This is a genomic window from Enterobacter sp. 301B, from assembly GCF_003850715.1.
In the GTDB taxonomy this organism is placed as follows: Bacteria; Pseudomonadota; Gammaproteobacteria; order Enterobacterales; family Enterobacteriaceae; genus Enterobacter; species Enterobacter intestinihominis.
In genome coordinates this window covers 61262-81176 of record NZ_PQTC01000004.1, presented here as the reverse complement: position 1 = coordinate 81176, position 19915 = coordinate 61262, and the positions used below count along the sequence as shown (strand labels likewise).

General features: G+C 51.5%; 20 protein-coding genes. 5 read left to right on the top strand and 15 right to left on the bottom strand.

The window, feature by feature from the left end:
• Positions 1–34: 34 nt before the first annotated feature.
• Positions 35–2425 (bottom strand): glucose/quinate/shikimate family membrane-bound PQQ-dependent dehydrogenase, encoded by a 2391-nt coding sequence (locus C3451_RS05970; protein WP_023299340.1) that lies wholly within the window; start codon positions 2423–2425, stop codon positions 35–37.
• Positions 2426–2631: 206 nt separating this feature from the next.
• On the opposite strand from C3451_RS05970, the gene hpt reads away from it, so the two are divergent.
• Entirely contained in the window at positions 2632–3168 is a 537-nt protein-coding gene (gene hpt, locus C3451_RS05965) for a hypoxanthine phosphoribosyltransferase (protein WP_003856303.1), read from the top strand.
• Between the two features lie 64 nt (positions 3169–3232).
• Here hpt and can read toward each other — a convergent pair whose 3' ends face one another.
• Positions 3233–3895, bottom strand: a complete 663-nt coding sequence (gene can / locus C3451_RS05960) for a carbonate dehydratase (RefSeq protein ID WP_003856301.1) — start codon at positions 3893–3895, stop codon at positions 3233–3235.
• A gap of 107 nt (positions 3896–4002) precedes the next feature.
• Between can and C3451_RS05955 the strand changes: the two genes are divergently transcribed.
• The 4 genes from C3451_RS05955 to C3451_RS05940 all read left to right on the top strand — a co-directional run bounded on the left by C3451_RS05955 (position 4003) and on the right by C3451_RS05940 (position 7553).
• Positions 4003–4929: an ABC transporter ATP-binding protein gene (locus tag C3451_RS05955; RefSeq protein ID WP_003856300.1), complete on the top strand. Its 927-nt coding sequence runs from the start codon at positions 4003–4005 to the stop codon at positions 4927–4929.
• Entirely contained in the window at positions 4926–5696 is a 771-nt protein-coding gene (locus tag C3451_RS05950) for an ABC transporter permease (protein WP_022647074.1), read from the top strand. The genes C3451_RS05955 and C3451_RS05950 overlap by 4 nt, the downstream gene beginning before the upstream one ends.
• 105 nt (positions 5697–5801) lie before the next feature.
• Positions 5802–6242, top strand: a complete 441-nt coding sequence (locus C3451_RS05945) for a PTS sugar transporter subunit IIA (RefSeq protein WP_022647075.1) — start codon at positions 5802–5804, stop codon at positions 6240–6242.
• A 63-nt stretch (positions 6243–6305) separates the two neighbouring features.
• Positions 6306–7553: a polysaccharide deacetylase family protein gene (locus C3451_RS05940; protein WP_032670914.1), complete on the top strand. Its 1248-nt coding sequence runs from the start codon at positions 6306–6308 to the stop codon at positions 7551–7553.
• A gap of 3 nt (positions 7554–7556) precedes the next feature.
• Here the strand turns inward: C3451_RS05940 and C3451_RS05935 are convergent, their stop codons facing one another.
• The 13 genes from C3451_RS05935 to gluQRS form a co-directional block, all read right to left on the bottom strand.
• Positions 7557–8642, bottom strand: coding sequence for a fimbrial protein (locus C3451_RS05935; RefSeq protein WP_052952377.1), 1086 nt, complete (start codon positions 8640–8642; stop codon positions 7557–7559).
• Positions 8643–8662: 20 nt separating this feature from the next.
• Positions 8663–9265 (bottom strand): fimbrial-like protein, encoded by a 603-nt coding sequence (locus tag C3451_RS05930; RefSeq protein WP_045622456.1) that lies wholly within the window; start codon positions 9263–9265, stop codon positions 8663–8665.
• Positions 9266–9279: 14 nt separating this feature from the next.
• A complete protein-coding gene (locus tag C3451_RS05925; RefSeq protein WP_023299346.1) occupies positions 9280–9843 on the bottom strand; it encodes a hypothetical protein in 564 nt (187 codons plus the stop codon).
• Between the two features lie 26 nt (positions 9844–9869).
• Positions 9870–10439: a fimbrial protein gene (locus tag C3451_RS05920; RefSeq protein ID WP_032625598.1), complete on the bottom strand. Its 570-nt coding sequence runs from the start codon at positions 10437–10439 to the stop codon at positions 9870–9872.
• A gap of 38 nt (positions 10440–10477) precedes the next feature.
• Positions 10478–13072 carry an outer membrane usher protein gene (locus tag C3451_RS05915; RefSeq protein WP_022647081.1) on the bottom strand — a complete coding sequence of 865 codons (2595 nt, stop codon included), beginning with the start codon at positions 13070–13072 and terminating at the stop codon, positions 10478–10480.
• A gap of 81 nt (positions 13073–13153) precedes the next feature.
• Complete coding sequence (locus C3451_RS05910) at positions 13154–13897, bottom strand: fimbrial chaperone (protein ID WP_022647082.1); 744 nt, start codon at positions 13895–13897, stop codon at positions 13154–13156.
• Positions 13898–13982: 85 nt separating this feature from the next.
• Entirely contained in the window at positions 13983–14594 is a 612-nt protein-coding gene (locus C3451_RS05905) for a fimbrial protein (RefSeq protein WP_023305455.1), read from the bottom strand.
• A gap of 324 nt (positions 14595–14918) precedes the next feature.
• Entirely contained in the window at positions 14919–15299 is a 381-nt protein-coding gene (gene panD, locus C3451_RS05900; RefSeq protein WP_022647084.1) for an aspartate 1-decarboxylase, read from the bottom strand.
• Between the two features lie 31 nt (positions 15300–15330).
• Positions 15331–16182, bottom strand: coding sequence for a pantoate--beta-alanine ligase (panC, locus tag C3451_RS05895; RefSeq protein WP_124304252.1), 852 nt, complete (start codon positions 16180–16182; stop codon positions 15331–15333).
• Positions 16183–16193: 11 nt separating this feature from the next.
• Entirely contained in the window at positions 16194–16985 is a 792-nt protein-coding gene (gene panB, locus C3451_RS05890; RefSeq protein ID WP_022647086.1) for a 3-methyl-2-oxobutanoate hydroxymethyltransferase, read from the bottom strand.
• A 123-nt stretch (positions 16986–17108) separates the two neighbouring features.
• A complete protein-coding gene (gene folK, locus C3451_RS05885) occupies positions 17109–17588 on the bottom strand; it encodes a 2-amino-4-hydroxy-6-hydroxymethyldihydropteridine diphosphokinase (protein WP_124304251.1) in 480 nt (159 codons plus the stop codon).
• Positions 17585–18982 carry a polynucleotide adenylyltransferase PcnB gene (gene pcnB, locus C3451_RS05880; protein ID WP_071785222.1) on the bottom strand — a complete coding sequence of 466 codons (1398 nt, stop codon included), beginning with the start codon at positions 18980–18982 and terminating at the stop codon, positions 17585–17587. Before pcnB ends, folK begins: the two co-directional genes overlap by 4 nt.
• 42 nt (positions 18983–19024) lie before the next feature.
• Positions 19025–19915 (bottom strand): tRNA glutamyl-Q(34) synthetase GluQRS, encoded by an 891-nt coding sequence (gene gluQRS, locus C3451_RS05875; protein ID WP_022647088.1) that lies wholly within the window; start codon positions 19913–19915, stop codon positions 19025–19027.

The window sequence follows — 19915 nt, the reverse complement described above, 5'->3', positions numbered from 1 at the left end:
GCCCGGTAAGCGTTAGCGCCACCGGGCTTTTTCATTACTTAGCGTCGTCAGGCAGTGCATACGCGACAATATAGTCGCCCATCTTCGTGCCAAACGAACCGTGACCACCTGCGGAGATGACAACGTACTGCTTGCCATTCACTTCATAGGTCATCGGCGTTGCCTGTCCACCGGCTGGCAGACGGCCTTGCCACAGTTTTTCACCGTTGGTCATGTTGTACGCGCGCAGGTAGTTATCTGCGGTTGCCGCGATGAACAGCACGTTACCGGCGGTGGAGATTGGGCCACCCAGCATTGGCATACCCATATTGAACGGCACTGGAACAGGCATCGGGAACGGCATGCTGTCCTGTGGCGTACCAATACGTTTCTTCCAGACGATCTTGTTGGTCTTCAGATCCAGACCGGAGATGTAACCCCAGGCAGGCTGTTTACACGGCAGACCGAACGGAGAAAGGAACGGATTCAGGGTCACACCATAAGGAACGCCATACTGCGGCTGGATACCGGCTTCGGTACCGCTGCCTTTCGCATCTTTCGGCTGCTCCATTGGGTTACCCGGACCACGAGGGATCAGACGGGAAACGAACGGCAGCGCCATTGGGTTAGCGATGGCGACCTGACGGTTAGGGTCAACGGAGATCCCACCCCACTCGAACATCCCCAGGTTACCCGGGAAGACCAGCGTGCCCTGCTCTGACGGCGGCGTGAAGATGCCTTCATAGCGCAGCTGGTGGAACATCACGCGGCATACCAGCTGGTCAAACATCGTGGCACCCCACATGTCTGCACCGCTGAGGTCTTTCTCCGGACGGAAACTCAGATCAGAGAACGGCTGCGTTTTGGTGACGTAGTCGCCTTTGGCCGCACCCTGCGGAACCGGTTTTTCCGGCGCAGGAACAACCAGCTTACCGTTGCTGCGATCCAGCACGAAGATGTTGCCGGTTTTGGCCGGGGCGTAAATCACCGGAACGGTTTTACCGTTAACGGTAATGTCCGCCAGCGTCGGCTGGGACGGCATATCCATATCCCACAGATCGTGGTGAACGGTCTGGTAGCTCCATGCCAGTTTACCGGTCGTTGCGTTCAGCGCCACGATGGAGCTGGCGTAACGTTCCTGCTCCGGCGTACGGTTACCGCCCCAGATATCCGGCGTGGTCACGCCCATCGGCAGGTAAACCAGGTCCAGCTTCGCGTCATACGCTGCCGGTGCCCAGGAGTTCGGTGAGTTAAAGGTAAAGGTGTGTTCATCCGATGGGATCGCGTTGGGATCTTTCGCGCCCGGGTCGAAGGCCCACAGCAGTTTACCGGTGTTCACGTCGAAACCACGGATAACGCCGGAGGTTTCGCGGGTAGAGAAGTTATCCGTTACCGAACCGGCAATCACGATGGTTTTATCGGTAATGATTGGCGGGGAGGTCGGCTCATACAGACCCGGCGTAGTGTCCGGCATGTTGGTCTGAAGATTCAGAATGCCTTTGTTAGCGAAGGTTTCGCACAGCTTACCGGTCTCAGCGTTGATGGCAAACAGGCGGCCATCGTTCACCGGCAGCATAATGCGGCGAGGACAGTCGGCAATGACTTCCGGGCTGGCATTATCAGCGCGCGCTTCGTGGTAAGAGACGCCGCGGCAGGTGATGTGCTGGAACGACGGGTTGGAGTTCAGCTGTGGATCAAAGTGCCATTTCTCTTTACCGGTGGCCGCGTCGAGCGCGAACAGACGCTGGTGCGCCGTACACAGGTAGAGCATGTTGCCCACTTTAATCGGGGTCACTTCGTTGGTCAGCTCACCCGGATCGTTCGGCATTTTCAGGTCGCCGGTACGGAATACCCAGGCTTCCTTCAGGTTTTTCACGTTGTCCGCGTTGATCTGCTTAAGCGGGGAGTAACGTTGACCTTCCTGATTTCGACCATAGGCTGGCCAGTCGCCGTCAGCCACCTGCGAAATAGCCGCAGCCGGTGTGGATTCAGTGTTCAGCGTACCGTGGATCTCCTGCGGGTCGTTGAATCCGGCCCAGGTCAGGATGCCGCCACTAATCAGCAGGGCAACGACCAGACCGGCTACAGCACCACTGGAAGGGACGATCAGACGACGCCAGACAAACGGCAGGATCAGCCAGATACCGAAGAAGACCAGAATGTCGCTGCGCGGCGTCAATGCCCAGAAGTCGAACCCGACTTCCCAGACGCCCCAGATCATGGTTGCGAGCAGTAACGCTGCGTACAGCCACAGAGCAGATTGTTTTCTGCGTAAAAGCAGGACGGTTACGCCAACCATAACCAGACCCGCAATCGGGTAGTACCAGGAGCCGCCAATCGCGACCAGCCATACGCCACCGATTAACAAATACAGCGCGCAGAATGCGGCAAACGCGGCTGTTAATGTCACCAGTAGACGCGGCTGTTTAGTTTTTGTTTCAGCCATAGAAAAGTACTCGTCAGTTTTGTTAATTATTTGCTAGCAATTAATTATAGGTATTAACAACTGTGATCGGAATCACAAATATTGCTTTTTATAACTCATACGCCAGGGCAATCCATTTACTGGTATAATGGCTGGCTTGCGTATCGATGCCGGAGCGAGAGTCATCCGCATTGAGAGATTTTCACTAAAATCATTTGGTTAGTAATATGAAACATACTGTTGAAGTGATGATCCCGGAAGCCGAGATCAAAGCGCGTATCGCCGAACTGGGTCGTCAAATCACCGAACATTACAAGGACAGCGGCAGCGAAATGGTGCTGGTCGGTCTGTTGCGTGGTTCTTTCATGTTCATGGCAGACCTGTGCCGTGAAGTGCAGGTGCCGCACGAGGTCGATTTTATGACCGCCTCCAGTTACGGCAGCGGCATGTCCACAACCCGTGATGTGAAAATCCTGAAAGATCTGGATGAAGATATTCGTGGCAAAGATGTGTTGATTGTTGAGGACATCATCGACTCCGGCAACACGCTCTCTAAAGTGCGTGAGATCCTGAGCCTGCGTGAACCAAAATCACTGGCGATTTGTACCCTGCTGGATAAGCCTGAGCGCCGTGAAGTGCAGGTGCCGGTGGAGTTCGTTGGTTTCTCCATCCCGGACGAATTCGTGGTGGGTTACGGCATTGATTACGCGCAGCGTTATCGCCATCTGCCGTATGTTGGGAAAGTAGTGATTCTGGACGAATAATTGCGGGCTGATGCCCTCACCCCAGCCCTCTCCCACAGGGAGAGGGTGAAAACCTCCGGCTTTGTTATTTATGGTTCACATGCTTAAGCTTGAGGTTGGCAATTCCCGAGCGGTAACGCTGTTCCAGCGTTTCGCGGTTGGTGGCGGTCACTTCCAGATTGCGCAGCAGACCGTCGTGAATACCGTACGCCCAGCCGTGGATGGAGACCTTCTGCCCGCGTTTCCAGGCAGACTGCATAATCGTCGAGTGGCCCAGGTTATAGACCTGCTCCATTACGTTCAGCTCACACAGGGTGTCGAGACGGCGCTCCTGCGGCATTTCGCCCAGCAGTGAGCTATGTTTGAACCAGATATCACGAATGTGCAGCAGCCAGTTATCGATTAACCCTAGCTCTGTGTTTTCGACCGCCGCCTGCACGCCGCCGCAGCCGTAGTGGCCACAAATAATGATGTGCTCAACCTCAAGAACGTCAACGGCGTACTGCACAACCGAAAGGCAGTTGAGATCGGTATGAATAACCAGGTTAGCCACATTGCGGTGAACAAACAGTTCGCCAGGTTCAAGACCCGTCAGACGTTCGGCGGGGACACGGCTGTCAGAACATCCAATCCAGAGAAAGCGCGGGTTCTGCGCTTGCGCGAGTTTTCCAAAAAATCCGGGGTCTTCCTCCACCAGCATTTTTGACCATAGTGCATTGTTGCTGATGAGTGTATCTATGTCGTTCATGGAGGTTAGCGACCTGTAACCAAGTGATTGCGTTGCGCTACTATAGGGTAACCCGACTTTTAATGAAACCACACAACGTGTGTCAGAACTTAAGGTAAGTTGAATTCATGGCGATTGCACTGGAGCTTGAACAGCTCAAAAAAACCTACCCGGGGGGCGTTCAGGCGCTGCGCGGGATAGATCTTAAAGTCGAAGCGGGAGATTTCTACGCGCTTCTGGGGCCGAACGGGGCGGGGAAATCCACCACCATCGGGATCATCAGCTCGCTGGTCAATAAAACCTCCGGCCGCGTCAGCGTGTTTGGCTACGATCTGCAAAAAGATGTGGTCAACGCCAAGCGTCAGCTGGGGCTGGTGCCGCAGGAGTTCAACTTCAACCCGTTTGAGACGGTACAGCAGATTGTTGTTAACCAGGCGGGTTACTATGGCGTTGAGCGCAAAGAGGCGCTTGAGCGCAGCGAAAAGTATCTGAAACAGCTCGACCTGTGGGAGAAGCGTAACGAACGCGCGCGGATGTTGTCCGGGGGGATGAAGCGCCGCCTGATGATTGCCCGCGCGCTGATGCACGAGCCAAAGCTGCTTATCCTTGATGAGCCGACTGCTGGCGTGGATATTGAACTGCGTCGTTCCATGTGGGGCTTCCTGAAAGATCTGAACGATAAAGGCACCACCATCATTCTGACCACGCACTACCTGGAAGAGGCGGAAATGCTGTGCCGCAATATCGGCATTATTCAGCACGGTGAGCTGGTGGAAAACACCTCGATGAAGAATCTGCTCTCCAAGCTCAAATCAGAGACCTTTATCCTCGATCTGGCGGCGAAAAGCGCGCTGCCGAAACTGGAGGGCTACAACTATCGCCTGGTCGATACCTCGACGCTGGAGGTAGAAGTGCTGCGCGAGCAGGGTATCAACAGCGTGTTCTCACAGTTGAGTGCGCAGGGCATTCAGGTATTAAGCATGCGTAACAAAGCAAACCGACTGGAAGAGCTGTTTGTCTCTCTGGTGCACGACAAACAAGGAGACAAGGCATGACGCATCTTTACTGGGTCGCGCTGAAAAGCATCTGGGCAAAAGAGATTAACCGCTTTATGCGTATCTGGGTGCAAACCCTGGTGCCGCCGGTGATCACCATGACGCTCTACTTCATCATTTTCGGTAACCTGATTGGCTCCCGCATTGGTGAGATGCACGGTTTTACCTATATGCAGTTTATCGTGCCGGGCCTGATCATGATGGCGGTGATCACCAACGCTTACGCGAACGTGGCGTCGTCGTTCTTTAGCGCCAAGTTCCAGCGCAACATTGAAGAGCTGCTGGTGGCCCCGGTGCCAACGCATGTGATCATCGCCGGTTACGTGGGCGGCGGCGTAGCGCGCGGGCTGTGCGTGGGGATTCTGGTGACGGCGATTTCGTTGTTCTTCGTCCCGTTCCAGGTGCATTCGTGGCTGTTCGTGGCGCTCACATTATTGCTGACGGCGATCCTGTTCTCCCTCGCCGGGCTGCTGAACGCGGTGTTTGCTAAAACGTTTGATGACATCAGCCTGATCCCGACCTTCGTGCTGACGCCGCTGACCTATCTGGGCGGGGTGTTTTACTCCCTGACGCTGTTGCCGCCGTTCTGGCAGGCGCTGTCGCACCTGAACCCGATTGTCTACATGATCAGCGGCTTCCGCTTTGGCTTCCTCGGCATTGCCGATGTCCCGCTGTTCACCACCGTTGTGGTGCTGGTGGTGTTTATCGTGGCATTCTATCTGCTGTGCTGGTATCTGATCCAGCGCGGACGCGGGCTGCGTAGCTAACCTTCTGCCCGGCGACGTTCTGTTTGCCGGGCACTTTCTTTGACAGTTATCACCGTAAACTAACCTTCACCTGGATAAACTACTCGCCTGCTAAGGAGAGACGTTATGCTGGGATGGGTGATCACCTGCCACGATGAAGAGGCACAGGAAATGCTGCTTAAGCTGGAGGCCCGATTTGGCCCCCTGGCGCAATGTCGTGCGGTAAATTACTGGCGAGGGCTGAGCACCAATATGCTCAGCCGGATGATGTGTGACGCGCTGCATGAAACCGACACCGGCGATGGCGTGATTTTTCTCACTGACAGATCCGGCGCGGCGCCATACCGTGCGGCTGCCCTAATGAGCCATAAGCACGATAACTGTGAAGTAATCTCCGGTATCAGCCTGCCTTTACTCGAAGCGATGTATCCGCTGCGCGCAACGTTGAGCAGCGCTGAGTTTCGTCACGCCATTGTGGCGCAGGGCTCGCCGGGCGTGAGCAGCTTGTGGCACCAGCAGCAGAAGAACCCGCCTTTTGTTCTGCTTCACGATCTGTATAAGCATTAAACATTGGTATTGATGCCGCTTTTGTTACAATGGCGGCTGATTTTCTGTGTCGATTTATATTCCATGCTCAAACGCGTTATCTTTATCCTTCTGCTCGTGGTTTCCGGTGGTGCGTCTGCCAGCCTGACCAGTCAGCAAGGCCTTCCTGCCCAATATATGCAAACCACCGAAGATGCGGCCATCTGGGCGCAGGTGGGAAATGCCGTTGTGAATGTGGGGAATGTCCGCGCCGGGCAGATCCTCGCTGTCTTTCCGGCCGCGGCGGATTACTATGAATTTCGTTTCGGATTCGGTACGGGGTTTATTGATAAAGACCACCTTGAAAAAGTTCAGGGCAAACAACGCGTTGAGGATAGTTTGGGTGACTTGAACAAGCCGCTCAGTAATCAAAACCTCATTACCTGGAAAGACACGCCGGTGTATAACGCCCCCAGCAGCGGAAGCGCGCCCTTTGGCACCTTAAGCGCTAATCTTCGCTATCCGATTCTGAATAAGCTGAAAGACCGCCTGAACCAGACCTGGTTCCAGATCCGTATCGGTAATCGTCTGGCATGGGTAAGCAGCCTGGATGCGCAGGAAGATAACGGGCTACCGGTTCTGACCTACCATCATATTTTGCGTGATGAAGAGAACACCCGTTTTCGACATACCTCCACGACGACCAGCGTACGTGCGTTTAATAATCAGATGGCATGGTTACGCGATCAGGGCTACACCACGCTGACGATGTACCAGCTTGAAGGGTACGTGCGTAACAAGATGAACCTGCCCGCGAAAGCGGTGGTGATCACCTTTGATGATGGCCTCAAATCGGTGAGCCGCTATGCGTATCCGGTGCTGAAAGAATATGGCTTCAACGCGACGGCGTTTATAATTTCATCCCGAATCAAAGGCCATCCGCAGAAGTGGGATCCAAAATCGCTACAGTTTATGAGCGTTCAGGAAATCAAGGGCATCCAGGATGTGTTCGACATTCAGTCTCACACTCATTTCCTGCATCGCGTGGATGGCTATAAACACCCCATCCTGTTGAGCCGTAGCTATCACGTGATCCTGTTTGATTTTGAACGCTCACGTCGTGCACTGGCTCAGTTCAACCCGCGCGTATTGTATGTGTCGTATCCATTTGGCGGCTATGACAATAAAGCGATAAAGGCAGCGAATGACGCTGGTTTTCATCTGGCAGTGACGACGATGAAAGGGAAGGTGAAGCCGGGGGATAATCCGTTCCTGTTGAAGCGTTTGTATATCTTAAGAACGGATTCACTGGAGACGATGTCGCGGCTGATCAGTAATCAGCCGCAGGGATAGCGGTTAGTCGTATGAAAGGGTGAATACGCCGGTGGCTTTAAACGACCCCGGTTTCACTGTGTTTCCGTTTGCTACCAGTTGAGCAACATAATTAATTTGCTTGGATTCAGGGGTTTGGTAATCCGTTATGACATAGGATGAGTCAGGATTATTCGGCAGGAGTTGAGAGGTTCCGTTATACATGATTCTCACGCCTGCGCCCTCAGCTCCGGACGAAAGCGTATTACCAAGAAGTTCATTATTTTTTCCGGTTAGCTTTGAGGTGGTGAGTTTGGTTGTGATATTTGCCACACCGGTACAATTGCTTAGGCTAATTGAAAAAGGGATATCCTTAACCCGATTGTTTTTAATGTCTGAAACATAATATTCTCCCAGGTTAACATTATTAGTGCCATCCGATAGCATGGCCATGTCGCAGGTTGGAAGAACGATCGGGATCTGGAATGAGTCCTCGTTGACCACAAATGTCCATGGTTGGTTGTTAGAATCATTTGGATTACCAATAGCCATTTTCCCCAGAGTGCCGGGTTTGGGTCTGATTGAGGTTTCTTTGTTCGGGTTGCCTCTGTAACCTTCATCAATATAAATTTGAACTGAGGTGTTTATCCATTTGTCATCCCAGGGGTCAGATTTTCCGGAGGATGCAACGGTAGTCCAGTCAGTCGTATTCATAGCGAAATAGCCACCCATGCCTCCAGTGCTTTCTGCGGTGTGGACCCTTACGGAATAATAAATCCCAGGAATATTTGTTTCAAACATAGCCCTGCCATAACTGCTCCCCATCAGCAAGGTCGGGTTTGTTTGTGACACGAGGTTAAAACCATCGTCCCCTGCACCACATTCGGCCTGAATGCCCGGTGTCAGGTTAACGTTAAAAAGAGTACTGGCATAATTACCCGGAGGGGGAAGACGTACGGTGCCACCTGAGTAGTCGGAATTGATCAGCGTGGTTGTGCCGCCTTTTCCATTATTCATTCGGCACTCCCCTGCCCAGCAGGAGTGGCTGAGGGTAAATAACACGCTCGCCATGGCAAACGCCATTGTGCCTTTCACGTTGAAACCCTGTCTTATAAAGTTGAACATTCTCATCCTTTTTCCTGTTCTGATTATTATTCGTAAGTGATGTCAACCAATACTTTACTGGTAACGACACCACCAGCCACTACGCCAATATTTTGATATCGGGCATAGAACTGATAATCCGTTAAAAATGCAGTATCCTGACCGCTTACGTCATAAGTGATTTTTGACGTGCCGTCGTTGTTTAAAACATTCTTTTTATATTTTTCAGAGAAAACGACGACGCCGACATTTTTTGCCGCGCCTGCGGCGGTATCATCACTTTTGAAAACCTGATTTTGTCCTGGCCAGAAACCCGACTGCGGCGAAAAGCTAAAACTCAGCTTTTTAGCCGTACCGCTGTCTCCATAGCAATCATCTACATGGATCTTAAAAGGCGTACCGCCTGCATCATCGGTTGCAGTAAAACGATCGCTACCATCCGGGTTATAAAACCAACTGCGCATCGCATTGGGGAGATAAATTTCGCCGTCATTTTCCACGGTCATCTTACAGGTGCTATTAACAATGTTAGCGGTAATATTTACGTCTAATCCTGAGCTTGCCTGGCTTACGCCAGGCAAGATGCCACCAGCCAAGCCCATAAGCAACACAAGACCGGGCTGGTATAAAATAAACGGTGATTGTTGCATACTGGTTCCTGGTATTATGGATAAGCGATAGTAAACGTGACTGGCGCAGTAACCGCCCCCGCGCCTACATCAGCAATGGTTTGGCCTTGCCCGATAACGATACGGGAATTCATCGGGAATTCACCGGTACCATCAGTAATGGTGACATCCTTAGCAGCCGGAGGCGTGTTACAGCTCATAAGCTCGCCAGTATCGACAACACCCGACCAGATCTCAAAGCCCGTTGCTAAGCCGCCAGAGTAAGAATCACCCGTCTTGTTGACGCCACTGCATTCACCACCAGCGCCTTTCGCAGCGGACACCGTTGCCTTGGTTACTCCAGAACAGTTGGTGAAACTAATCTTGAGCGGCTCGACACGGGTTTTGTTCACCAGATCGGATTTGTATACGTCGCCGAACGCAATTTCAGTGGAGGCTGTGCCTGCATCGTTAAGTACTTTTGCGGTACATGTGCCTGATACAATTTTTGATTTAATCGTTAATTCGACACTAGGGGTGCCTGTAATTGCTGCGCTTGCCATTCCCGAGAACAGAAGAGCAGAAACGGACAGGGCGATAAAAGTAGAATTGAATTTCATAATGTTGCTCCGTTTTCCTGCACTAATCACTCGTAGCTAAATTCAAAGGTCGCCACGGCCTGAAAATCACCAATGGTCATGCTGTTTTCTTTTGTTTCACGTAAGGTGGCCACCAGAGCAACTTCCTTATTCTGGATTTCTGTCGGACTCCAGACCAGGCGCTCTGAATCCAGGGTTGAGTTAATGATAAAAGGAGTATTTGGTGCATCGGCTCTGGCGATTTCAGCCGCAGAGTAATCAGCGCCACCGTTAGTTTTTGCAATCTGGTTAACAAGGCCGCTAGCTAAATAACCTGATTTGGTTCCTTTTACGGTTGTTTTTAACGAGGTCAGCGACGCCGGGCATTCAACGAGCACAATTTTGAAATTGGCATTTGCCGTTCCGGCTTTGACATCATCTAAACGTACCTGACCGTTATTACCGATAGTCAGCGTTTGCTGCGTATCTGAACCCGTACCGCCGACCAGTTTCATATCGCAGGTGGTTTCGCGGATATTGGCAGTGAAGTTAACATTGAGATCGGCTGCCGCAGCAGAACCTGACATCGCTAACATTGCTAATGCGATTAATGAATAACCGCAATGATTTTTCTTCATATTATTTCCCATGGGTGTGATTCCCTGTTTTAACATCATTACATTTGGCACTGTTGATTACTCAGAATCGTGGTTAAGCCTGCTTTCTTCGCATTTTCAGGAATCTGATAATGCACCGTGCAAGAGCTGGATCCATCGCTTCCCCATACCACCCGGAGAGCGCCTTTGTCTTCCACACCGCGTACATAAGCTTGTCCTGCCTGGCCTACCGTTCCGATAGATTCGTTTTTCTCATTCAGAACGTCTGCACCTAACGGAATAAAGCCGTTATCAGAACGTTGTAATTCCAGAACAAGCGAACGACCTTCATCCGTTTCAAAATTCACTAATACAACGGAGCCATTGCGAGGTACGGCAACAGCGCTGGTATTTTTGATTTCAACGTCTGCTTCGAGAGTGCTGATATCGAGCGATACTCGGTTTTCTCTGTAGGCTGACATATACGGCATAATCCCGTACCCGGAGCTGTTAATGCGGCTTTGGCCGTAACCCAGCCGAGCACCCGTTGCGCCACTTGCTTTTACCAGCGCAAGTGAATCCGTTTCGCCGATACTGCCGGATGTAAATACAACGCCACCCGAGTGAACAACCATTCCGCCGTTATAACTCGCGGAATACTGTTTACTATTGTCATCGCCAAAGGACGCTGAGACACCGAGCGGCCCGTAAGGACTGTTCCATGAGCTATAGCCACTGACCTGGTTCAGGTTGCCGTAGTTGCCCCCGCTTGATGAGGCGCTAACGGAATAGCTCACTTCACTGTTTTTGGAGTTGCCGCTTGCCGTAGAGTTAAAACTGGTACCGCCTTTTAAATCAGTGCGCAGGCTCATGTTGACGTTATTAAATCCGCCTGACTGCGCGCTATCTTTATTGAATATGCTGAATGGAATACTGACGTTTAAATAAACGCTGTCATCCTTTTCCCCTGTTTCGTTGTACGTGCGTTGCACAGAAACGCTATAGCTACCGTAAGCAAAACTATTGTTGTAACCCACGCTGTAGTCGGAGGTGGAGCTAGAGTCATTCCAGTAATCCTGCCAGGTGCCGCTAATATAGAGTGAGCCGTATTCATCACCGTTAACATTCAATGGCTGATTCAGGCTGACCTGTATCTGGTTTTTGGTACGCTGATAATCAGCATAAAGCTCGGCATTGCTGTCATAAGATCGATTGCCATATTCCTCGTGATGAATACTGTCCTGCAATGAGGCGGCATCGTTAAGGCTGAGATAATCTTCTGTAGAGAAGCGATAAGCTGCCACGTTAAGAGATGTGTTAGTGGCTTCAAGCATTTTGCTGTAGGTCAGCCGATAACTCTGCCCTTTAAGCGTGTCCAGCCCGTCGATATCGGCATAGGACCCGGTAACATCTAATGCGAATGCACCAATACGGGTATTCATAGCCAGACCAAGCAGGCCGGCGTAGAAATCCATATCCGTATATTGCGCACCCACGTAACCGGTAAAGGTATTATTCAGACCATACGCGTAAGTTGCGTAGCCAACGTTTGGCTTATCGTGCAATGAATCATCATTCAGCTCACCTAAACCCACATCCCAGCGGCTGGAGCCTGGGCGGAGCATTTGTGTAACTGAGGAGAACGGAACGGTAAACGTCCGTTTACTTCCATCGGCTTCCTCTACAGTGACAATCAAATCATTGCCATAGCCTGTTGTACTGAGGTCATTGATCTCGAAAGCACCGGGTGGAACGGTGGTTTCATAAATTTTATTGCCGCTTTGCGTTACGCTAACTTTGGCGTTACTGTTTGCCACACCACGAATTACTGGCGCGTAGCCAGAGGTGCCTTCCGGGAGCATGCGGTCATCGTTATACATACGCGCACCACGCAGGCTCACCGAGTCAAAGACATCACCGCGTGTGTAGGAATCACCCATTACCATCTGTGCGTTAAGTGGTGTGATATCTCGCTGGAGGTAGATATCCTGGCTGGAATAATGTGTGCCATTATCGCTGTCCCAGTTCAGACTGCCGCGAGAACGTAAACGCCACGGCCCCACGTTCAGGCCATAATGCAAGCCCGCATAAGCGGTATCTGAATTGGTGCCGTTTGACTCGCTGTGCCAGGTATTAAGATCGTATGAGAGTAATCCGGCCGGAACACCATTATCCCATAATGAAGGATCGACATACCCTGCTGGAAGCTTAAGCACGTAGATTTGCGGAAAATTAAGATCCATTTCCTGCTTGCTACTATCAAAATTTTCAGAAGCACCGGGATAATATTTTTTGATATCTACGCAAGACGTTTCGTCGTTTTTGACATCATCGCCTAATATGCTGGTATCAACGCCTGCTTGTGTCAGCGTGAGTTTAGTCAGACATGCTGAGGCACGTGGCGTTTTGTTATCAATGAATGTCATCTCGACCGTGGATTTTGAATTGCCATTCAAATTCACTTTTACACGGTAAGTACCTGGCAGAACTGGGTTGCCATAAGCATAACGATCGACATTGATACCTCCACCATTATCGATAAGGAACTGGTCATTAAATTCAATGGCCGATTCTGTTTCGGATGAGGTGTCTACAGCTTTTTTTTCAGTCTCGCTCGCATGCAGAGGAAATGCTGCACAGATTGCGAGACATAAAATTGATCGTTGAAATAGCATGCTTCATCCAGACAAGTCGTCGTATGAATGCTATGAATCATTCATACGTGTTATATTTATAATGTGGCGGTGGTGCGGTTATTAATTTACTTTGCTTTCAAAAGTATCAGAGCCGCCATTGTCATTAATGGTTTCGTAAGCAACAGTGCCGGTGGCAGTACTACCTAAACCTTTTACCTGCATAATTTGAGTACTAAACGGTAAAATAGATTTATGCTCAACCTGGTACTCTTTATTTGCTGATTTCAGCTTTACATTTGAAATAGAAACGTTGTAAGGGGAATCATTGTGTGCGATCAGGTTTAGCGTATTACCTTGTTTTTGTTGTGACCACGTTACTTTGGCTGCTGCATCTCCTGGCGTACCTTTCAGGCCGTCAGGTCGGAAAAAGAGTTTAATACGTGTGCGGAATGCCAGCTGGAGCTGGTTAGGATTTTCACCGTCTTTCACTTTTGACTTCGGTGGAATCTCGAGCACATTGAACCAGAATAGGGATTCGCGATCTTGCGGCAATGAACCACCCAGGTATGAGATCCGAACGGATTGACCTTTTTGCGGATCAATTCGGGATACTGGTGGAGTAATAATAAACGGTAGTTTTAATTCCTGTGGGTTGGTGTCATCGCGACCGTCATCGAGCCATGATTGAACTAATAGTGGCTTTTTGCCACGGTTGTCTAAAGAAACGATGACATCTTTTTGCGACTGCTGATAAACAATACGTGTTCCCGAAATAACGATATCTGCGCTTGCCTGGAATGACGCGACAGCAGCAGCTGTAAAGCAGGCAGCTTTAAATCCTTTATAAAATGATGTGCTTAACATTTTTCCACTTCCTGTTGGAATGATATCAATAGTCCCCTGACGTACGTCAGGGGATAATATGAGCATTTTATTTATGCGCTTAAAATTACTCGTAGATCATGGTGAATGCAGCTTGTGCCTGAACCACACCAGCTGACACTGGGTTGTTGGCCGCATCCCAGTTCTGACCCTGGGTATACGCTACACGGTAGTAAAGTGCGCCTGCGCCTGTGGTATCAATCGTTGCTTTCTGGGTATTGTTGGTCTGATCCAGTTTGATCTGATCGGTAGCGGAGTTGCCATCGTTTGACAGTACCAGATTGACGTTTTTAGCGGCGCCTTGAGTATTTGATGGTGGAACCAGCAGACCGCCGGAAGTTGAAGAAGAACCCGCCCAGGAATCAAACTGAGCAGATGCCTGGTTGACGGTAGCAGAATCACAACCTGTCAGGGTGAGGGAGAATTTCTTTTCTCCCAGGGTGCTGGTGGTACCCAGCGCATTAGCGAAGTCTTTTACAAACACGGTATCCAGGTTAACGTCAAAATCATTACCCTCCTGGTCAATCTTCTGATCCAGGGATACTTTACAGGTGTTATTAGAAACCATACCGTGGAAAGTAATAGTGCCTGTATCTGAAGGAATATCAGCTGCCATTGCAGAACCCGCACTCAGAACCATTGCTACTATAGTTGCCAGACCTAATTTATTAAAAGACATTTTTTATATCCATATTTAAATGCTAGAAAAGTGAACATAAGCAAGGCTTATGTTCGTTCCGAACAGATGCTTCGGGAAAAGGATTCTAAGTGATGAGTAATGGTTGTGAGAAGCCGTTAGGCGTTAGAAATACTTAAACGATCTTTAAGTCAATATGATTATTTAATAGTGAATGATAATAATTGTTCATCATTTTGATGAGCAGGTGTTCGGCAGGTTGACTTTAATATATTAATAAAAATATATAAAAAGAATGCTATTCATTTTAATTATGTATAAATTACCCAACCTATTTGTCGGGTAATTTATAACAGTACTATTGGCTTAGGCAACCTGAACCGGAATTGCCTTCGCAATACGTTTCATTTCATTATCGCCTTCAAAGTATGCCACTTTTGGCTGCCAGCGACGTGCCTCTTCGTCAGACATCATCACAAAGCTGGCAATAATGACGATATCACCCACGTCCGCGCAGTGCGCCGCTGCCCCATTAACGGAGATGATTTTAGACCCGCGTTCAGCGGCTATCGCGTACGTTGAAAAGCGTTTGCCGTTATTAACGTTCCAGATATCAATAGCTTCGTTTTCGAGAATACCCGCCGCGTCGAGAAAATCCTGGTCGATCGCGCAGGAGCCTTCATAGTGCAGGTCGGCCTGGGTGACTTTCACACGGTGAAGCTTACCTTGTAGCATTTTGCGAATCATTACGTTTACCTTTCACTTCCGGGTAGTAAAACTACGCCAGTTCAACCACTTTGTTGTCGATAAGGCGGGCCTGGCCGAGCCGAGCCGCCACCAGAATTACCGCACGTTTGCTGGTATCTGAGAGTTCCAGAAGCGTATCGGCATCCCGAATTTGAACGTCGTCAGCACGAAGACCTTTCTCGTTCAGCGCCTGTTCAGCCAGAGCGATGATTTCTTCTGCGGTTAATTCTTTTGCCAGCAGTTGCTCTGCCATGGTATTCATGACTTTGCTTAAGCCTGGCGCAATTTTACGCTGTTCCGCAGTCAGATAGCCGTTACGGGAGCTAAGCGCCAGGCCATCTTTCGCACGTACAATCGGCACGCCGACAATCTCTATGTCGTAGCCCATATCGGCAACCATTTTGCGGATCAGCGCCAGCTGCTGGAAATCTTTCTCGCCAAAGCAGGCGATGTCCGGCTGCACCAGGTTAAACAGCTTGCTGACGATGGTGGAAACGCCGCGGAAATGGCCCGGACGGCTGGCACCCTCCAGCATGGTCGAAATACCCGGTACGTCGACGTAGGTCGCTTCAGTGGTACCCTGAGGATAAACATCTGCGGGGGCCGGTGCGAAGACGATATCCGCATGACGTTTTTTGAGCTTCTCGCAATCTTCCTGCAAGGTACGTGGATAGCGCGCCAGATCGTCTTCGCGATCGAACTGCATCGGGTTAACGAAGATACTGACTACCACGATATCTGCACGGGCTCTCGCTTCATCGACCAGCTTCATATGGCCGTCGTGCAGATTGCCCATGGTCGGGACGAGGGCGATACGTTTACCTTCCTGACGTGCACGGCGGATATGCTGGCGCAGCAGCGGCAGAGTTTCTATGATTAGCACACCTGGACTCCTTAATGGAAACTGTGTTCTTCGCCCGGATAAACGCCGGACTCAACCTCGGCAATATACTGCCGCACAGCAGCACGCATGTCGCCTGCTTCTGTCAGGAAATTTTTAGCAAATTTTGGAATGTGACCGCCGGTGATCCCGAAGGCGTCGTGCATGACCAGAATCTGGCCATCGGTGACGTTGCCCGCGCCGATGCCGATCACCGGAATCGACAGCGCCTCAGTGATACGCTTAGCCAGCTCAACCGGCACACACTCCAGCACCAGCAGCTGTGCACCAGCGGCTTCCAGCGCCAGGGCATCATCAAACAGCGTCTGCGCCGCATCGCCACGCCCCTGAACTTTATAACCGCCAAAGATATTCACGGACTGCGGCGTCAGCCCTAAGTGCCCGCAAACTGGCACGGCCCGTTCGGTAAGCATTTTCACCGTATCGACCAGCCAGTCGCCGCCTTCGATTTTGACCATATTGGCGCCGGCGCGCATCACTGTTGCCGCATTTTCAAAGGCCTGTTCCGGGGTGGCATACGCCATAAACGGCAGATCGGAAAGTAGCAGGCAGGCGGGCGCACCCCGGCGCACGGCGCGGGTATGGTAAGCAATATCCTCGACCGTGACCGGCAGAGTAGAATCATGTCCTTGTACCGTCATCCCTAACGAGTCTCCGACCAGCATGACGTTGATCCCTTCTTCGGCAAACAGTTTTGCGAAGCTGTAGTCATACGCGGTGATAGTGGCGAAGCGTTTCTTTTCCTGTTTGCATTTCTGCAATAAGGAGATGGTAGTTGGTTTCATACTGTTTCCTGATGGCCCAAAAGCGGATCTTTGCGCATTCTAACAGTAACATTCGAGGGAACAATGATTTTAGGCAATCGATTAACCATATTTAACACATGGCTAATCGGGGGTGACACGGGATTACCAGCGGACCGGTTTTTCCGCGTTGAGGCTTTGCAGAACGGCGTTCAGCGAGGTGCCGTCAGGGAAGGTGAGATCGGGGGCGACTTCAAACAGTGGCCAGAGCATAAACGCACGGTTTTTCATGTCATAGTGCGGAACGGTGAGGCGCTCGGTGTTAATCACCTTGTGGCCGAAAAGCATAATATCGAGGTCGAGCGTGCGCGGTCCCCAGCGTTCGGCTTTACGTACGCGACCCTGCTGTAGCTCAATACGCTGGGTATTATCCAGCAGCGTTTCTGCGTCAAGGGCTGTTACCAGCACCACGGCGGCGTTCAGATAATCAGGCTGATCCTGCGGGCCGAGCGGGGGCGTACGGTAAAAGGAGGAGACCGCCGCGATACGGCTTTGCGGGATCTCCCCCAGCGCCTGAACGGCAGCGTTAACCTGATCAAGCGGAGAGGCCAGATTGCTGCCGATGGCAATATACGCAAGGGTCATGCTGTGCCTTCACGACGCGGCGCGCGCTTGCGCGGGCGACGGTGACGACGGCGCGGTGCCGGCTCGTCATCCAGATCCGTGAGCATATCTTTTTGCTCCGGTGGTGCAGAGACCTGAAATTCTCCCCACCACTGCGCCAGACGCTGTAGCTCCTGGTTTCTTTCGACTTCAGCACGCAGAGAGAGCAAATCGAACGCGGCGCGGAACTTAGGATGCTCCATCAGTTTCCAGGCACGTTTACCCTGACGGCGGGACATACGCAGCTGAAGCTGCCAGATATCACGCACCAGCGTGGTAATACGTTTCGGGATCGCCAGCGTGCGACAGCCTTCGTCCAGCACGTCGTTTGCCGCCAGCGCGAACGCATCATAATAGGCGAGGCCGCTCTCCTGGGTAATGCGCTGCGCCGTTTCCAGCAGCGGATACCAGAACATGGCCGCGAACAGGAACGCCGGATTCACGCGCATATCGTTATGAATACGGGTATCCGTGTTCTTCAGCACCTGTGCAATCATCCGCTCCATTGCGCTGTCACCGTTTTCGGTGAAGTAGCGGGTAATGGTCGGGAACAGCGGCTGGAACAGGTTGTATTCACGCAGCAAATTGTAGGTTTCAAACCCGTAGCCTGCCTGGAGCAGCTTTAACGACTCCTCAAACAGACGGGCAGGGGGGACGTCGTTAATCAGCGTCGCCAGGCGCGGGATCGGCTCTGCGGTTTCCGGGCTGATACGCATGTTTAGCTTGGCGGCGAAACGCACGGCGCGCAGCATTCGGACCGGATCTTCGCGATAGCGCGTTTCCGGCGTGCCGATCAGGCGAATCAAGCCGTCTTTCAGATCCTGCATACCGCCGACGTAATCGCGCACGGTAAAATCCGCCACGCTGTAGTAAAGGCTGTTGATGGTGAAATCGCGACGCTGAGCATCTTCTTCAATAGAGCCGAAGATGTTGTCGCGCAGCAGCATGCCGTTTTGGCCGCGCTGGGAAGTTGTGCGATCGTTGACGCCCGCTTCGTGGTGACCGCGGAAGGTCGCCACTTCAATAATTTCCGGTCCAAACATCACGTGCGCCAGACGGAAACGGCGACCAACCAGACGGCAGTTGCGGAATAATTTACGCACCTGTTCAGGCGTGGCGCTGGTCGTCACGTCGAAATCTTTTGGTTTTTTGCCCAGCAGTAAATCGCGCACCCCGCCGCCGACGAGATAGGCCTCGTAGCCTGCTTTATTCAGACGATAGAGCACCTTGAGGGCATTTTCACTGATATCTTTGCGGGAAATATTGTGCTGCTCACGCGGAATGACCGACATGTGTGGCTGTGCAATAGCATCATTCGCCATGCTCTCTTCGCGGCTCAGCACTTTACGGCAAAAATTAGCGACTCGGGTAAAAATAGTACACCTCGTAGTGTGTTTTGTTATCAAAAAAGCGGCTAATCATAGCTCAGCGCAACGCATTTGAGAATGCTGGATTTTTGGCACGGCCATAAGCGTCCAGTCAGCAATGGCCGTTTTCAGCAATTCATCCAGACTCAGATCCTGCCATTCCTGCGTTACATTCTGGTTGAGAAATCGCAGCGCGTCGATCAATACCGGGCGCGGATCGCCGTCAGGCAGCGCCGGGGCATGATTCTGTTTTGACAGCTTACTCCCCTGTTCATTGACCGCCAGCGGCAGATGGATGTAATCCGGCACCGTCCAGCCAAACTGCTGGTAAAGCGATATTTGCCGCACGGTAGGCTCAACCAAATCCGCCCCACGCACGATTTCCGTGACGCCCTGGAAATGGTCATCGACAACCACCGCCAGGTTATAGGCAAACAAGCCATCGCGACGGTGAATAATAAAATCTTCACGCGCCAGACGATCATCCGCCTGAATGGTTCCTGAGAGGACATCGGTAAACTGCGTCACCGGAGCGCGCTGTATCAGCCGTACGGCGGCATTCTCAGGGCCGTTGTGCCGCGTACGGCAGTGGCCGTCGTAAACGCCACCCACGCTCTGAATTCGCGCACGCGTGCAGGTGCAGTTATAGGAAAGGCCCTGTTCAGCAAGCCACGCCAGACGTTCACGGTAGGCATCATGGCGTTGAGACTGCCAGAGTACGTCGCCGTCCCAGTGAAGACCGTAATGTTCCAGCTGACGCAGAATAGTTTCTGCCGCACCGGGAACTTCACGCGGAGGATCGATATCTTCAATGCGAACCAGCCATTTACCCTGACGGGCGCGAGCCTGTAGGTAGCTGCCGAGCGCGGCAATTAATGAGCCGAAGTGTAATTCACCGGAGGGAGATGGCGCAAAGCGCCCGATATAGTGAGATTCAGACAT

Bases quoted from the DNA above. Each gene is read 5' to 3' on its own strand.
- C3451_RS05925 (WP_023299346.1), bottom strand. From the start codon at position 9,843: ATGAAATTCAATTCTACTTTTATCGCCCTGTCCGTTTCTGCTCTTCTG.
- C3451_RS05950 (WP_022647074.1), top strand. From the start codon at position 4,926: ATGACGCATCTTTACTGGGTCGCGCTGAAAAGCATCTGGGCAAAAGAG.
- C3451_RS05930 (WP_045622456.1), bottom strand. From the start codon at position 9,265: ATGCAACAATCACCGTTTATTTTATACCAGCCCGGTCTTGTGTTGCTT.
- C3451_RS05940 (WP_032670914.1), top strand. From the start codon at position 6,306: ATGCTCAAACGCGTTATCTTTATCCTTCTGCTCGTGGTTTCCGGTGGT.
- folK (WP_124304251.1), bottom strand. From the start codon at position 17,588: ATGACCCTTGCGTATATTGCCATCGGCAGCAATCTGGCCTCTCCGCTT.
- C3451_RS05905 (WP_023305455.1), bottom strand. From the start codon at position 14,594: ATGTCTTTTAATAAATTAGGTCTGGCAACTATAGTAGCAATGGTTCTG.
- C3451_RS05920 (WP_032625598.1), bottom strand. From the start codon at position 10,439: ATGAAGAAAAATCATTGCGGTTATTCATTAATCGCATTAGCAATGTTA.
- C3451_RS05910 (WP_022647082.1), bottom strand. From the start codon at position 13,897: ATGTTAAGCACATCATTTTATAAAGGATTTAAAGCTGCCTGCTTTACA.
- C3451_RS05935 (WP_052952377.1), bottom strand. From the start codon at position 8,642: ATGAGAATGTTCAACTTTATAAGACAGGGTTTCAACGTGAAAGGCACA.
- panD (WP_022647084.1), bottom strand. From the start codon at position 15,299: ATGATTCGCAAAATGCTACAAGGTAAGCTTCACCGTGTGAAAGTCACC.
- gluQRS (WP_022647088.1), bottom strand. From the start codon at position 19,915: ATGTCTGAATCTCACTATATCGGGCGCTTTGCGCCATCTCCCTCCGGT.
- can (WP_003856301.1), bottom strand. From the start codon at position 3,895: ATGAACGACATAGATACACTCATCAGCAACAATGCACTATGGTCAAAA.
- C3451_RS05945 (WP_022647075.1), top strand. From the start codon at position 5,802: ATGCTGGGATGGGTGATCACCTGCCACGATGAAGAGGCACAGGAAATG.
- hpt (WP_003856303.1), top strand. From the start codon at position 2,632: ATGAAACATACTGTTGAAGTGATGATCCCGGAAGCCGAGATCAAAGCG.
- C3451_RS05970 (WP_023299340.1), bottom strand. From the start codon at position 2,425: ATGGCTGAAACAAAAACTAAACAGCCGCGTCTACTGGTGACATTAACA.
- C3451_RS05915 (WP_022647081.1), bottom strand. From the start codon at position 13,072: ATGCTATTTCAACGATCAATTTTATGTCTCGCAATCTGTGCAGCATTT.
- C3451_RS05955 (WP_003856300.1), top strand. From the start codon at position 4,003: ATGGCGATTGCACTGGAGCTTGAACAGCTCAAAAAAACCTACCCGGGG.
- panB (WP_022647086.1), bottom strand. From the start codon at position 16,985: ATGAAACCAACTACCATCTCCTTATTGCAGAAATGCAAACAGGAAAAG.